Annotated in this window: 13 protein-coding genes; 10 read left to right on the forward strand and 3 right to left on the reverse strand. The window is 70.9% G+C overall.

The window, feature by feature from the left end; all coding sequences use genetic code 11:
* Positions 1 to 61: 61 nt before the first annotated feature.
* A complete protein-coding gene (locus ACFVU2_RS06385) occupies positions 62 to 331 on the forward strand; it encodes a hypothetical protein (RefSeq protein ID WP_387872237.1) in 270 nt (89 codons plus the stop codon).
* Between the two features lie 43 nt (positions 332 to 374).
* On the opposite strand, the gene ACFVU2_RS06390 is transcribed toward ACFVU2_RS06385, so the two are convergent.
* Positions 375 to 1,064, reverse strand: coding sequence for a TetR/AcrR family transcriptional regulator C-terminal domain-containing protein (locus ACFVU2_RS06390; RefSeq protein WP_387872239.1), 690 nt, complete (start codon positions 1,062 to 1,064; stop codon positions 375 to 377).
* Positions 1,065 to 1,193: 129 nt separating this feature from the next.
* Between ACFVU2_RS06390 and ACFVU2_RS06395 the strand changes: the two genes are divergently transcribed.
* The 5 genes from ACFVU2_RS06395 to ACFVU2_RS06415 all read left to right on the forward strand — a co-directional run bounded on the left by ACFVU2_RS06395 (position 1,194) and on the right by ACFVU2_RS06415 (position 7,816).
* Positions 1,194 to 2,801 carry an amidohydrolase gene (locus ACFVU2_RS06395; RefSeq protein ID WP_387872241.1) on the forward strand — a complete coding sequence of 536 codons (1,608 nt, stop codon included), beginning with the start codon at positions 1,194 to 1,196 and terminating at the stop codon, positions 2,799 to 2,801.
* 89 nt (positions 2,802 to 2,890) lie between these two features.
* Positions 2,891 to 4,270 carry an APC family permease gene (locus ACFVU2_RS06400; protein WP_387872243.1) on the forward strand — a complete coding sequence of 460 codons (1,380 nt, stop codon included), beginning with the start codon at positions 2,891 to 2,893 and terminating at the stop codon, positions 4,268 to 4,270.
* A gap of 37 nt (positions 4,271 to 4,307) precedes the next feature.
* The gene (locus ACFVU2_RS06405) at positions 4,308 to 5,441 is read left to right on the forward strand and encodes a class I SAM-dependent methyltransferase (protein ID WP_387872244.1); all 1,134 of its coding nucleotides are present in this window, start codon (positions 4,308 to 4,310) and stop codon (positions 5,439 to 5,441) included.
* Between the two features lie 129 nt (positions 5,442 to 5,570).
* Positions 5,571 to 6,197 (forward strand): GNAT family N-acetyltransferase, encoded by a 627-nt coding sequence (locus tag ACFVU2_RS06410; protein WP_387872246.1) that lies wholly within the window; start codon positions 5,571 to 5,573, stop codon positions 6,195 to 6,197.
* A gap of 119 nt (positions 6,198 to 6,316) precedes the next feature.
* The gene (locus ACFVU2_RS06415; RefSeq protein ID WP_387872248.1) at positions 6,317 to 7,816 is read left to right on the forward strand and encodes an APC family permease; all 1,500 of its coding nucleotides are present in this window, start codon (positions 6,317 to 6,319) and stop codon (positions 7,814 to 7,816) included.
* A 7-nt stretch (positions 7,817 to 7,823) separates the two neighbouring features.
* Here the strand turns inward: ACFVU2_RS06415 and ACFVU2_RS06420 are convergent, their stop codons facing one another.
* Positions 7,824 to 8,789 carry a zinc-binding alcohol dehydrogenase family protein gene (locus ACFVU2_RS06420; protein ID WP_387872249.1) on the reverse strand — a complete coding sequence of 322 codons (966 nt, stop codon included), beginning with the start codon at positions 8,787 to 8,789 and terminating at the stop codon, positions 7,824 to 7,826.
* 41 nt (positions 8,790 to 8,830) lie between these two features.
* Here ACFVU2_RS06420 and ACFVU2_RS06425 point away from each other — a divergent pair, with 41 nt between their 5' ends.
* Positions 8,831 to 9,250, forward strand: coding sequence for a MarR family winged helix-turn-helix transcriptional regulator (locus ACFVU2_RS06425; RefSeq protein WP_387872251.1), 420 nt, complete (start codon positions 8,831 to 8,833; stop codon positions 9,248 to 9,250).
* Positions 9,251 to 9,372: 122 nt separating this feature from the next.
* On the forward strand, positions 9,373 to 10,281 hold the full coding sequence (gene ppk2, locus ACFVU2_RS06430; protein ID WP_387872253.1) for a polyphosphate kinase 2: 909 nt from the start codon (positions 9,373 to 9,375) through the stop codon (positions 10,279 to 10,281).
* Positions 10,282 to 10,326: 45 nt separating this feature from the next.
* Here ppk2 and ACFVU2_RS06435 read toward each other — a convergent pair whose 3' ends face one another.
* Positions 10,327 to 10,677 carry a hypothetical protein gene (locus ACFVU2_RS06435; protein WP_387872255.1) on the reverse strand — a complete coding sequence of 117 codons (351 nt, stop codon included), beginning with the start codon at positions 10,675 to 10,677 and terminating at the stop codon, positions 10,327 to 10,329.
* A 134-nt stretch (positions 10,678 to 10,811) separates the two neighbouring features.
* Here ACFVU2_RS06435 and ACFVU2_RS06440 point away from each other — a divergent pair, with 134 nt between their 5' ends.
* Together ACFVU2_RS06440 and ACFVU2_RS06445 are read left to right on the forward strand one after the other, a co-directional pair.
* Positions 10,812 to 11,297, forward strand: a complete 486-nt coding sequence (locus tag ACFVU2_RS06440) for a hypothetical protein (RefSeq protein ID WP_387872256.1) — start codon at positions 10,812 to 10,814, stop codon at positions 11,295 to 11,297.
* A gap of 151 nt (positions 11,298 to 11,448) precedes the next feature.
* The gene (locus ACFVU2_RS06445) at positions 11,449 to 13,602 is read left to right on the forward strand and encodes an ATP-dependent Clp protease ATP-binding subunit (RefSeq protein ID WP_387872258.1); all 2,154 of its coding nucleotides are present in this window, start codon (positions 11,449 to 11,451) and stop codon (positions 13,600 to 13,602) included.
* Positions 13,603 to 13,605: the final 3 nt, after the last annotated feature.

A 13,605-nucleotide genomic window follows, 5' to 3' on the forward strand; every position in this document is an offset into this window, starting at 1 on the left:
TGCTTGATGCGGATGCGTCAACCCGTTCCGCCGGCCGGTCCGAGCCGCTAGGTTCTGGACCATGTCGATGTCAGAGCCCTTCCTCCCCGCCCACGAGCCGCCTGCCGACGCGGACCCGCGCGAGCACGACATCGACGTGGATGTCGACGTGATCCCCGACGCGCCGCGCATTCGCGGCCGTCACCGTGCCGACGACGCCCCCGACCGGGTCGGCGAGGGGCGGAGCCCGGTCCGCGACGATGCGGCCGAGCCGCCGTTCCGCACCCCGGAGGCGCATCACGGCCTGACGGCGGACGAGCTGGAACACGATCTGGACACCGAGTCCGAGTAGGCGCCGGCGGCACCTGGCGCCGGGGCGTCAGCCTGGCGGGGCGTCAGCCTCCGAACGACGCGAAGCGCGCCCGGAGGCCGTCGAGCACGGCGTGCAGCCCGATCGCGAAGGCGCCGTCCGCGGGGGGCGCGTCGCCCACGGCTGCGGCCCGCGCCCGGTATGCAGCAGCGAAGGCAGGCACCTGCTCCTCCGCACCGGCGGGGTCGAACATGTCACCCGGCGCCACCGCGTCGAGTGCGGAGCCCAGGATGAACGACTCCACCGCCACGATCGTTGGCAGCACCTCCGCCTCCGGCCAGCCCGCCGCGACCATCGCCGAGACGACCGCGTCGTACATCCGCATCGTGCGCATCGCGCCGCGCAACGGCATCGTCGCGAGCATGGCGATCGTCGGTGGGTGCCCGGCGAAGGCGACCCGGTATGAGTAGGCCCAGTGCAGCATCGCGCGGTCCCACGGCTCGGTGGCGAACGCGCTCACGTCGATCCGGTCGCTGATCAGCTCGCGGATGCCCGCGATCACGTCCTCCTTGCCGTCCACGTGGTTGTAGAGGGCGCTCGGCCGCACGCGCAGCGACTGCGCCAGCCGGGACATGGTGAAGCCCTCGGTGCCGCCCTCGTCGAGCAGCCGAAGCGCCGCCTCCGCGATCAGGTCGCGGGTCAGCACGGTGGTGGTCGGCCGGCCGACACGACGGGCCGGCCGATCGGCGCGGGTGTCGTTCTGGGCCTCGGGCACGATCACACCCTAACGCCCGCCCGGCCGACGAATTCGCGTCCCGCTCTTCCCCTGACGGGGATCGTGCCCTAGTCTCTGACGAAATAAAAGAACGTCGTTCATTTTGCGGCGTCGGACTTCGGAGGTGCAATGGGCGCGACCGTCTTCGTCAACGGGACGATCCTCTCGAGCTACCGCGCGGACGCGTCGTCGTCGGAGGCCGCGGCCGTCGTCGACGGGGTGGTCGTCGCGACCGGCCCCGACGCCCTCGCGCTGCGGGGCACCGCGGACGAGGTGGTCGACCTGGCCGGCGGCGTGCTGGCCCCCGCCTTCGGCGACGGGCACGCGCACCCCCTCCAGGGCGGCCTCGAGAAGCTGGGCCCGCAGGTGCGGTCGTGCGGCAGCGTCGCCGAGATCGTCGCGTGTGTCACGGAGTGGGCGGACGCGCATCCCGAGCAGGAATGGATCTACGGCGGCAGCTACGACGCCACCCTCGCCCCTGAGGGGATGTTCGACGCCCGCTGGCTCGACGAGGCGGTGCCCGACCGGCCCGTGGTGCTGCGGGCCTGGGACTACCACACCGTGTGGGTCAACTCCGAGGCGCTCCGCCGCGCGCACATCGACGCCGACACCCCGGAACCTCCCCTCGGCCGAATCCCGCGCCGCGCGGACGGGACCCCGCTGGGCATCCTGCAGGAGCCGGGCGCCGTCGACCTGCTGCTGCCGGTCGAGCCGGGCCGCTCCCACGATGACCGCGTCGAGGCGATCCGGCTCGCGACCGCCGAATACGCCGCCCTCGGCGTCACCTGGATCCAGGACGCCTGGGTCGAACCGGCCGAGGTGGAGGCGTACCTCACCGCCGCCGAGCACGGCCTGCTCTCCACCCGCGTCAACCTGGCGCTGCGGGCCGACCCGTTCCGCTGGCGCGACCAGGTGCCCGGCTTCGTGGAGGCGCGCCGCCGGGTCGAGGAGCTGGGCGACCCGCTGCTGACCGCGGCCACCGTGAAGGTCTTCGTCGACGGTGTCGTCGAGAACCACACCGCGGCCATGCTCGCCGACTACACGGACATCCCGGGCGACCGCGGCCTCCCGAACTGGGACTCGGCGCAGCTGGCCGAGGCCGCAGCGACCTTCGACCGCCTCGGCTTCCAGCTCCACCTGCACGCCATCGGCGACGCGGCCTGCCGCACCGCCCTCGACGTCTTCGAGCACGTGGAGCAGGCCAACGGCCCGCGTGACCGCCGCCCGGTGGTCGCGCATGTGCAGCTCGCCGATCCCGCCGACCTGCCGCGCTTCGCCGCACTCGGCGTCACCGCGAACTTCGAGCCGCTGTGGGCGCAGCTCGACCCGATGATGCTCGACCTCACGCTTCCCCGCCTGGGGCCCGAGCGCGAGCAGCTGCAATACCCCATCCGCACGCTGCAGGAGACCGCCCACATCTCCTTCGGCAGCGACTGGCCGGTCAGCGACAACGACTGGCGGCCGGGGATCGCCACCGCGGTCACCCGGCAGACCGCGGCGCGATCGCCCGAAGCGGGATGGACCCCCGCCGAGCGCATCGCGCTGTCCGACGCGCTGGAGGCCTACTCCTCCGGTGTCGCCCGCCAGGCCTTCGCGGAGTCTACCCGCGGCGAACTCGTCGTCGGCGCCGCTCCCGACCTGGTCTGGCTCGACCGCGACCCCCGCGCGGCCGAGCCGCACGACCTGCGATCGGTCGCCGTGCTCGGCGCCTGGGTCGCAGGCGTCCGCCGCGCCTGAGGCGCACCGCCCCGCACGACGCACTGCACCGCCCCGCACCGCACCGCACGACCCGAATGCACCACTCGACGTAGAGAGGCCCGCACCACATGACCACGACCGACCTTCCCGTCCAGCCCCGCCTCAAGCGGGCGCTGGGGCCGACCGCCCTCATCCTGTTCGGGCTCACCTATCTGGCGCCCGTGACCGTCTTCACGACCTACGGCATCGTCACGGAGTCGACGGACAACCACCTCCCCTCGGCCTACGTCGTCGCCCTCGTCGCCATGCTCTTCACGGCGCTGAGCTACGGCGCGATGGCCCGGGCGTTCCCCGTCTCCGGCTCGGCGTACACCTACACCCAGCAGACGTTCGGCGGTCACGTCGGATTCCTCACCGGGTGGACGCTGATGCTCGACTACCTGTTCCTCCCGATGATCAACTTCCTGCTCATCGGCCTGTACCTGAACACGCAGTTCCCCGAGGTGCCGCAGTGGGTGTTCGCGCTCGCGTCGCTGCTGCTCGTGCTCGTGTTCAACGTGCTGGGCATCACGCTCGTCAACAAGCTGAACGTGGCGATCGTCGCCCTGTCGGTGCTGCTCGTCGTCGTGTTCGCGGTGCTCGCGATCAAGGAGCTCGCCACCAACCCGTCGTCGGACACCCCGAGCCTCATCGAGCCCTTCCTCCCCGGTTCGGGAGGTCTCGGCCCGATCTTCGCGGGCGCCGCCGTGCTCGCGCTCTCGTTCCTCGGCTTCGACGCGGTCTCGACCCTCTCGGAGGAGGCGAAGAACCCGAAGCGCGACATCCCCCGCGCCATCCTGCTCACCACCCTCATCGGCGGCGCGATCTTCATCGTCGTCTCGTGGCTCGGCGCGCTGGTCTTCCCCGACTGGCACGACTTCGCCAACGTCGACTCGGCGGGCGTGGACCTGATGGCCAAGGTGGGCGGCACCTTCCTCACCTCGTTCTTCGTCGCCGTCTACGTCGTCGGCGCGTTCGGCTCCGGGATGACGACCCAGGTCAGCGTCTCGCGCATCATCTACTCGATGGGGCGGGACAAGGTGCTACCGGGGATCTTCGCCACGCTCCACCCGCGGTTCCGCACGCCGTGGGTCGCCGCCGTCGCCGTCTCCATCGTCTCCCTGCTCTCGCTGGTGCTCACCCTCGACGTGGCCGCGACGATGATCTCGTTCGGCGCGCTCGCCGCGTTCTCGATGGTGAACCTCTCCGTCATCCGGCACCACCTGTTCCCGAAGGGCGGGCGTGACAAGCCGTCGACGGGGGAGTGGCTGCGGTACGGACTGCTCCCGGCCGTCGGATTCCTGCTGACCGTCTGGCTCTGGACGTCGCTCACGGCGACCACCTTCATCGTCGGCCTGTCGTGGGTGGCCGTCGGCGTCATCTACCTCGCCGTTCTGACCCGGGGATTCCGGCGCAAGCCGCCGATGATGGACTTCTCCGAGAAGGAGGGCGCGCCCGCGGAGGCCTGAACGGGCGGCCCTCGCCCGGTCTGCTTGACTGGGAGGCATGTTCCCGTACGAGCGACTGCGTCGCCGGCCCGACGTCGAGGCGCCGAACCTGTTCGCCGCCGACGCGGCGGACCGGCTCGTCGCCGACACGGCCGGCGACGCAGTGCTCCGCCCCGGGCTCGTCGTGATCGGCGACGCCTACGGCGCGCTCACCCTCGCCGCTGCGGCCGCCGGCGCTCGCGGCATCCGGGCGCACCAGGACCCGCTGACCGGCGAGCGCGCGCTCGACGCCAACGCGGCCGACCTGGGAGGCGCGCTCGGGCTCCCGGGCGACGGCGTCTACACCCACCATCCACTCGACGAGTCCCTCGTGCGCGGCGCGACGACCGTCCTCCTCCGCCTGCCGCGCAGTCTCGAGGCGCTCGCCGAGATCGCCGCGCTGATCGCCGAGCACGCCCGGCCGGACGTGCAGGTCTTCGCCGGCGGGATGCTCAAGCACATGAGCGTCGCGATGAACGGCGTGCTCGGCGACGTCTTCGGGTCGGTGCAGGTGTCGCTGGCGCGGCAGAAGGCGCGCGTCCTCACCGCCGCCGAGCCGCATCCCGCCGCCGCGACCGTGCTCGACCGGTGGCCCGAGCGCGCCTTCGACGACGAGACCGGACTCTGGGTGTGCGCGCACGGCGCCGCGTTCGCCGGGGCATCGGTCGACATCGGCACCCGCTTCCTCCTCAGTGTGCTGCCGCAGGCCGTCCCGCAGGCGCGCACCGCCGTCGACCTCGGTTGCGGCACCGGTCTTCTCGCCGCGGCCCTCGCCACCGCGCGCCCCGGCCTCCGCGTCGTCGCCAGCGACCAGTCGGCGGCCGCCGTCGCCTCGGCCCGGGCGACCGCCGCCGCCAACCGCGTCGCGGGGCAGGTGACGGTCGTACGGGACGACGGCCTCGCCTCCCAGCCCGGCGCCTCCGCCGACCTCGTGGTGCTCAATCCCCCGTTCCACATCGGCGGCGCCGTCCACACCGGCGCGGCGCACCGGATGTTCGCCGACGCCGCCCGTGTGCTGGCTCCCGGGGGCGAGCTGTGGACCGTCTGGAACTCGCACCTCGGCTACCGTGCCGCGCTCGAACGCACCGTCGGGCCGACGCGGCAGATCGCACGCAACACCAAGTTCACCGTCACGGCGTCGCGCCGGCCGTAGCCGCGCCTGCGCGCCGCCTATGCCCGGCTGCGAGCCTTCACACCGCGGCCCACACGGCTGGCAGCCCATTGCTATGCGCGCCGCCATAGCCTCGCCTCGAGGGCGGGGGCAGGGACGGACGGGAGCGACATGGGATCGGTGCTGCACCGGCCGCGCGCACTGCGCGGCCCCGCCCTCGACGATCCGCTGGTCGCGCCGGTGCTCGGCACCGACCGGCTGCTGCTGCGGCCCTACCGGGCGGCGGATGCGGTCGACTGGCTCGCGATCGAAGCCGACGAGCAGGTGCGGGCGGGACTCGGCTGGCCGATCCGCACGGAACGGCAGGCGCTGGAGCACTTCCGCGCCCGCACGCACCACACCGCGCTCAGCCAGGCCGGCGACTTCCTCGCGCTCGCCGTCGAGCTCGACGACCACGTCATCGGCGATGTCTCGCTGCATCTGCGCACGATCGCGGAGGAGACGCGCAGCGTCGAGATCGGCTGGTTGCAGCGGTCGGATCGTTGCGGTCGCGGATACGCCACCGAGGCGGCGCAGGCCGCGCTCGATCTGGCGTTCGGGAGGCTCGGCGCCGTGCTGGTCACCGCCGTGGTCGACCGCACCAACGAGCCGTCGTCGCGGCTGGCCCGGCGGCTGGGCTTCCGGCTGGCGGGCACGACCGCGGCGCGGACGGCCTGGGTACTCGCCCGCGAGGAACATCGCGGATCGACGAGTGGATTCGGCGGTACGGCCACCGATCGGCGACGGTTTCCTCAGTAGATGAGAGAATTCACAACCGAATCCGAAGCCATTCTTCTTGTGCGACCCCGCCCGGATTGCTAACGTCCCCCTGTCGCATCGACGCGACGGCCGCACCATGCGACCAGGCAGGGAGAGTGATGACCCAGACGAATTCCCGGCCGGCCTCCGCCGACCAGAACGGCGCCGAGAGCGCCCACCACAAGCTGCAGGCCGACGGGGTCAGCCCTGCGGGCTCGATCGTCATGGCGGTCGCCGGCAGCGCCCCGGCCTATTCCATCGCCGCCACGACCGCGACACTCGTCGGTGCCGCCGGACTCGGCGCCCCGGCGGCGCTCCTCTGGTGCGGCATCCCGATGCTCGGCATCGCGTGGGCGTTCCTCTACCTCGGGCGCATCGATGTGAACGCGGGGGCCGCGTACTCGTGGGTCGCCCGGGCCCTGCATCCCGTGCTGGGGTTCCTGTCCGGCTGGGCCCTGGTGATCTCCGCCACGATCTTCATGGTCGCGGGCGCCCTCCCCGCCGGTGCCATGACCGTCACGCTCTTCGCGCCGGAGGCGGCGGGGAACGTGCCGCTCATCACCGCGGTCGGCGCCGTGTGGTTCCTGGTGATGGCCGCGTGCGTGCTCTTCGGCGTGCACGTGACGGCGCGGGCGCAATGGGTCATGTCGGTGATCGAGGTGAGCATCCTCGTGCTGTTCGCGATCCTGATGATCGTGCGCGCAGCCACCTCGCCGCACGCGGGCCCGGACTTCTCGTGGGACTGGCTCGGGTTCTCGCACCTCACCGGATCGGGCGTCTTCGTGGCCTCCGCGCTGATCGCGGCCTTCTACTTCTGGGGCTGGGATGTCAGCGCCAACCTCAACGAAGAGACCAAGGACGGCCACAAGAGCGCGGGCTCGGCCGGCATCATCGGCGTCGTCATCGTCTTCCTCCTGTTCGAGGTCTTCACGATCGCGACCCTGGTGATGCTGCCCCAGAAGACGATCGAGGCGAACAGCGCCAACATCCTCTCGGTGCTGGGCGATGCGGTGTGGCCGGGCATCGGCGGCAAGATCCTGGTCGTCGCCGTGGCGCTCTCGACCGTCGCGACGCTCGAGACGACGCTCATCCAGGTGACCCGCACCCTGTTCGCGATGGGCCGCGACCACACCGTGCCGTCGGCGTTCGGCCGCATCCACCCGAAGTGGCGCACGCCCGCGTTCGCGACGCTCGTCGTCGTGGGCGTCTCCGTCATCCTGTTCCTCGGCTCCAACTTCCTCGGCAGCGTCGGCGACATCATGAACAACGCCATCCTGTCGATCGGCCTGCAGATCGCCTTCTACTACACGCTCGCGGGCGTCGCCGTGGTGGTCGCGTACCGCAAGGTGCTCTTCAAGTCCGTGAAGAACTTCCTGCTGATCGGGCTGTGGCCGGCGGTCGGCGCCGTCTTCATGGGCGTGATGTTCATCGCGTCCATCCCGAACAACGAGCCGATCGTGAACGTGCTCGGGATCGGGCTGATCGTCGTCGGCATCCTGCCGCTCGTGCTCTTCTACCGCAAGGCGAAGGGCTACTACACGCGGCGCCCGCTGGAGCTGCCGGCCGAACTCGACGCGACGGCGCCGGCGGGCATCGACGACCGCGACCCCGCCGCCTGACGCGGGCTCAGGGCACGAACACCACGCGCTCGCTCGCGCCCGGGTCGTCGCGCCACACGCCGGCGACCTCGCTCAGCGGCACCGGCCGCACCTCGATGTCGAAGTCGCCGCGGGACACCGCCTCGGCGATGGCGGGCAGCTCCGCACCGAACTCCGCGGGTGAGACCGACCCGATCCCGCTGCCGACGAGATCGAGCCGGGCTGCCCGGAACGCGGCCGACGGGATGCTCGCCGTGGCTCCCGCGACCGACCCGATCTCGATCCAGGTCAGGGGAGCGCTGCGGTCGCTGCGGTTGGTCACGATGTCGACGATCGCGCGCTCGGTCGGGGTGCCCCATACGTAGTCGAGCACCACATCGACGTCGGCGGCCTGCGACAGCTCGTCGAGCCCGAACGCCGCGTCGGCCCCGTGGCCGACCAGCGCTGCCGTCCGCCGGCGATCGCGCCCGGCGGCGATCACCTCGCCGGCGCCGAGCGTGCGCGCGACCTGCAGCGCGAGGCGGCCGGCGTTGCCGGTCGCGCCCAGCACCAGGACGCGCGCGCCCGGCCGCAGACTGGTGCGGCGCCGCAGCGCGACCCACGACGACATCACGGGGTTCATCGCCGCGGCGACGCGCGCGGCGTCGATGCCGTCCGGGAGGGGGACGGTCGCGGTGCGGGGTACGACGGTGCGCTCGGCGAAGGTTCCCAGCTCGCTCTCGTGCACCAGGGCGTAGCGCAGGCGCCCGTCGGCGTCGCGCACGACGGCGTCGATCCCGGGCACGAACGACAGGGAGCCTGTGCTCGTGTAGTGGCTGCCGTCGGCCTGGGAGCGCACCCGGGGATGGAGGGCCGCGGCCACGACGTCGACCACCAGGTCGTCGTCGCCCGCGATCGGGTCGGGCCATTCCCCGTATGCCGGCGGGGTGTCGAAGGAGGTGACGACTGCTGCGCGCATGATGCTCCAATTAGTTGGTGTTGCGAACCATTCCATGATGGTTGGTACTACCAACCTTTGTCAAGTAGGCTCGGTGCATGACCGACAGCCCCGACGACGCGCTCGTGGACGCCCTCGTGCAGACCTCCTTCGTCGTCACGGGCGCCCTCACCCGCATCGCCGCCGAACGCGATCTCTCCCTGACCCAGCTCCGGATGCTGGGCGTGCTGCGCGATCGCCGGCCACGGATGGCCCAGCTCGCGGCTCTGCTCGGCCTCGACAAGTCCACCGTCTCCGGTCTGGTCGAACGCGCGGAGCGCCGCGGCCTGGTGCGCCGCGTGCCGAGCGCCGACGACGCCCGTGCGGTGGAGGTCGAGGCGACGGCGGAGGGTCTCGCGCTCGCGCGTGCCGGAGCGGCCGACGTGCGCTCCGCCCTCCAGCCCCTTCTGGGCGCGGTCGACGCCGAGAGGCGGAGCGCCCTCACCGCCGAGCTGGAACGGATGCTGTCCGGGCGATGAACGCCCGGCCGTCGCCGACTCACGCCGCGTACACCTCGTCCGCGTACACTCTCGCGCACGAGACCGGCGACCAGCACAAACGACCGGCAACAAGCACAAACGACCGGCGACCAGGAGGAACGATGGCCGACGACACCCCCGCGACCGACCTGCGCGAGTACATCGAGCACCTGCGGGCGACCGGATACACCGTGCAGGGCGGCCACACCCCCGATCCCGACCTGATCGATCCCGAAGGCAACCCGGTCTACACCTGGCAGGAGGGCTACCCCTACTCGGAGCGGATGAGCCGGGAGCAGTACGAGCTGGAGAAGTACCAGCTGCAGGTCGAGCTGCTGAAGTTCCAGTACTGGCTGGAGGACAACGACCGCCGGGCGGTCATCGTGTTCGAAGGGCGGGATGCAGCAGGCAAGGGCGGCACGATCAAGCGGTTCACCGAGCACCTCAACCCGCGCACCTCGCGCGTCGTCGCGCTGTCCAAGCCGAGCGACCGCGAGCGCGGGCAGTGGTACTTCCAGCGGTACGTGCAGCACCTGCCGACGGCCGGGGAGATCGTCATGTTCGACCGCTCCTGGTACAACCGGGCGAACGTCGAGCGCGTGATGGGGTTCTGCACCGACGAGGAGTACGAGACCTTCATGGCGCAGGCTCCCGCGTTCGAGAAGATGCTCATCGACTCCGGCATCCACCTCACCAAGTTCTGGTTCTCGGTCTCGCGCACCGAGCAGCGCACCCGGTTCGCGATGCGCCAGCTCGACCCGGTGCGCCGCTGGAAGCTCTCGCCGATGGACATCGCTTCGCTCGACCGGTGGGACGAGTACACCGCGGCCAAGGAGGAGATGTTCCGCCGGACGGACAAGCGGCACGCGCCGTGGACCATCGTGCGCTCGAACGACAAGAAGCGCGCCCGCGTGAATGCGATGCGGTACTTCCTGAGCCAGTTCGACTATGAGGGCAAGGACACGTCGGTCGTGAGGCGTCCGGATCCGCTGATCGTCATGCGCGGCAAGCGGCTCGACGCGGACGAGTAGGCCGGGAGCCGCGCCGGCAGGTGGGCCGGCCGCGGGGTCCGTTGCTCAGTCGAAGTCCTCGTCCTGACGCGACCGTCGCCGCGGGCCGTCCAGCATCGACAGCCAGAAGAGCAGGGCCAGCAGGCCGAAGATCACCAGGGCCGCAGCGAGGTCGCTCCACTGGAAGGGGATGAACGCGCCGTCGATCGACAGCACAAGGACGGTCTCGATGATCCCGAAGCCGAGGAAGAAGATCCCCAGCAGCAGGCGCGTCACGCGCACTCGGCCGCGGTGGTGGAGCTCCACGCGCCGGAACTCGACCATCAGGGTCAGCAGGAGCAGCGGCAGGATCTGTGCGAGCGCCGCGGCCGACGCGCTGTCCATGAGGACGATGTGGAGGTCCATCGGGTCGATCATCACCGCCAGCGTACAAGCGCGGACGACTCGCACCGCGCATTGCCGTTCCTATGGGTTTGCTATCGTGGCCCCCGGCCTCTCAACCGCAGGGGGAACGATGCGGCCGTCGCGCCGCGGAAGAGCACAGGGGAACCATGAAGAAGACTTTCGGAGCGCGTCTCGCGCTCGCCGCCGTCACCATCGCGACCGTCACCGCCGCCGTCACCGGGTGCTCCGCGGGCGGGTCCGGCGACTCCACCACGTCGTCCTCGTCGCCGAAGCCCTCTGCTGCGGCGAAGGCGTCGGCCGACCAGTCGAAGGCCGACGCCTGCGCGGCCGTCAAGGCCGGGCTCCAGAAGCTGCAGAGCATGCAGAGCGAGGCCAGCGCCGCGATGTCGGACCCGCAGAAGGCGCTGGACCTGTTCGACCAGATGAGCGACACCATGACGTCCATCAAGGACCAGGTCGGCAACCCGGAGGTCAAGGCGCCGGTCGACAAGGCCTCGGCCGCGATCGACGACTACGCGACCTTCCTCCACGATGCCGTCTCGAACCCGGCCTCGATCGACGCGAGCAAGGTCGGCGAGAAGGCCACCGCGATCACCGAGTCGTTCACCGAGGTCGGCAAGGTCTGCGCCTGACCCTCTGATCGACCCGCGTTCCGACGCCCCGGTCGCCGCTCGTCGCGGTGGCGGCCGGGGCGTTTTCGTCCTCCCCGATCGGAATACCCTCTCGCCATTCAAAGTTGAGCTTAGTAGACTCAAGTTTGCACCTCACTCGGAAAGGAGATGTATGGCGAACATGCAGGGCGCGCCCTCCACCCAGGAGGAGGCCAAGAGCGCGCTGGAGCAGTACGGCGTCAACCTCACGGAGATCGCCAAGAGCGGCAAGCTCGACCCGGTCATCGGGCGGGATGCCGAGATCCGCCGCGTCAGCCAGGTGCTGACCCGGCGCACCAAGAACAACCCGGTGCTCATCGGCGAGCCCGGCGTCGGCAAGACCGCCGTGGTCGAAGGACTCGCCCAGCGCATCGTCGCGGGCGACGTGTCCGACTCGCTGAAGGGCAAGCAGCTCGTCTCGCTCGACCTGTCGGCACTCGTCGCGGGCGCGATGTACCGCGGCCAGTTCGAGGAGCGGCTGAAGGCCGTCCTCAAAGAGATCAACGACGCCGAGGGCGAGATCATCACCTTCGTCGACGAGCTCCACATCCTCATGGGTGCGGGCGGCGGCGAGGGCTCCGTCGCGGCGTCCAACATGCTGAAGCCCATGCTGGCCCGCGGCGAGCTGCGACTCATCGGCGCGACCACCCTCGACGAGTACCGCGAGTTCATCGAGAAGGACGCCGCCCTCGAGCGCCGGTTCCAGCAGGTCTACGTGGGCGAGCCGAGCGTGGAGGACACGGTCGCCATCCTGCGCGGACTCAAGGGCCGGTACGAGGCGCACCACGGGGTCACGATCGAGGACTCCGCCCTGGTCGCCGCGGCCTCGCTCTCCAACCGGTACATCACCGCACGACAGCTGCCGGACAAGGCGATCGACCTGATCGACGAGGCGGCCTCCCGCCTCAAGATGGAGATCGACTCCGCACCGGTCGAGATCGACACCCTCCAGCGCGTCGTCGAGCGCATGAAGCTGGAGGAGTTCGCCCTCGAGAAGGAGAAGGACGACGCCAGCAAGGCGCGCCTCGCCACGCTCCAGGAGCGCCTCCGCGAGCAGGAGGACGAGCTGGAGGAGCTGCAGGGCCGGTGGCGTGCCGAGAAGGCCGCCCTCAACCGGGTCGGCGCACTGCGCTCCCAGCTCGAGGAGGCGAAGACGAGCCGCGACGTCGCGTTGCGCGACGGCCGCTACCAGGAGGCGTCCCGCATCGAGTACGAGACAATCCCGAACATCGAGCGCGAACTGGCCGAGGCCGAGCAGGCCGAGCACGGCCACCCGCGTATGGTGAACGAGCAGGTGACGGCGGACGACATCGCCGCGGTCGTCGCCGCGTGGACGGGCATCCCCGTCGACCGCCTCACTCAGGGGGAGACCGAGAAGCTGCTCCACCTGGAGTCGGAGCTGGGCCGCAGGCTCATCGGCCAGAAGAAGGCCGTGAAGGCGGTGGCGGACGCCGTCCGCCGCACGCGCGCCGGCATCTCCGACCCCGATCGGCCGACGGGATCGTTCCTGTTCCTCGGCCCGACCGGCGTCGGCAAGACCGAGCTCGCCAAGGCGCTCGCCGCGTTCCTCTTCGACGACGAGAAGGCGATGATCCGCATCGACATGAGCGAGTACGGGGAGAAGCACTCCGTCTCGCGCCTCGTCGGCGCACCTCCCGGCTACGTCGGCTACGAGCAGGGCGGACAGCTCACCGAGGCGGTCCGCCGCCGGCCGTACTCGGTCGTCCTGCTCGATGAGGTCGAGAAGGCGCACCCCGAGGTGTTCGACGTGCTGCTGCAGGTGCTCGACGACGGCCGCCTCACCGACGGACAGGGCCGCACGGTCGACTTCCGCAACACCATCCTCATCCTGACGTCCAACCTCGGCAGCCAGTACCTGGTCGACCCGACGCTGAACGACATGGAGCGCGAGGAGGCGGTGCTGCAGATGGTCCGCCAGGCCTTCAAGCCCGAGTTCGTGAACCGCCTCGACGACATCGTGGTGTTCTCGGCCCTCGGCAAGGAGGAGCTGGGCGAGATCGTCGAACTGAACATCGACCGGCTGGGGCGCCGGCTCGCCGAGCGCCGCCTGGAGCTCGCCGTCACGCCCGATGCACGGGCCTGGCTCGCCGAGCGCGGCTACGACCCGATCTACGGTGCGCGTCCGCTGCGGCGGCTGATGCAGCGCGAGATCGACGACCGGCTCGCCACCGAGCTTCTGGCCGGCGAAGTGCGCGACGGCGACCTCGTGCGGGTCGACCTCGCTCCGAGCGGCGACGGTCTCAGCGTCGGGGCCGTGCGCGAGTAGCGG

Origin of the sequence: Leifsonia sp. NPDC058194, from assembly GCF_042883605.1 — a bacterium.
In the GTDB taxonomy this organism is placed as follows: Bacteria; Actinomycetota; Actinomycetes; order Actinomycetales; family Microbacteriaceae; genus Leifsonia.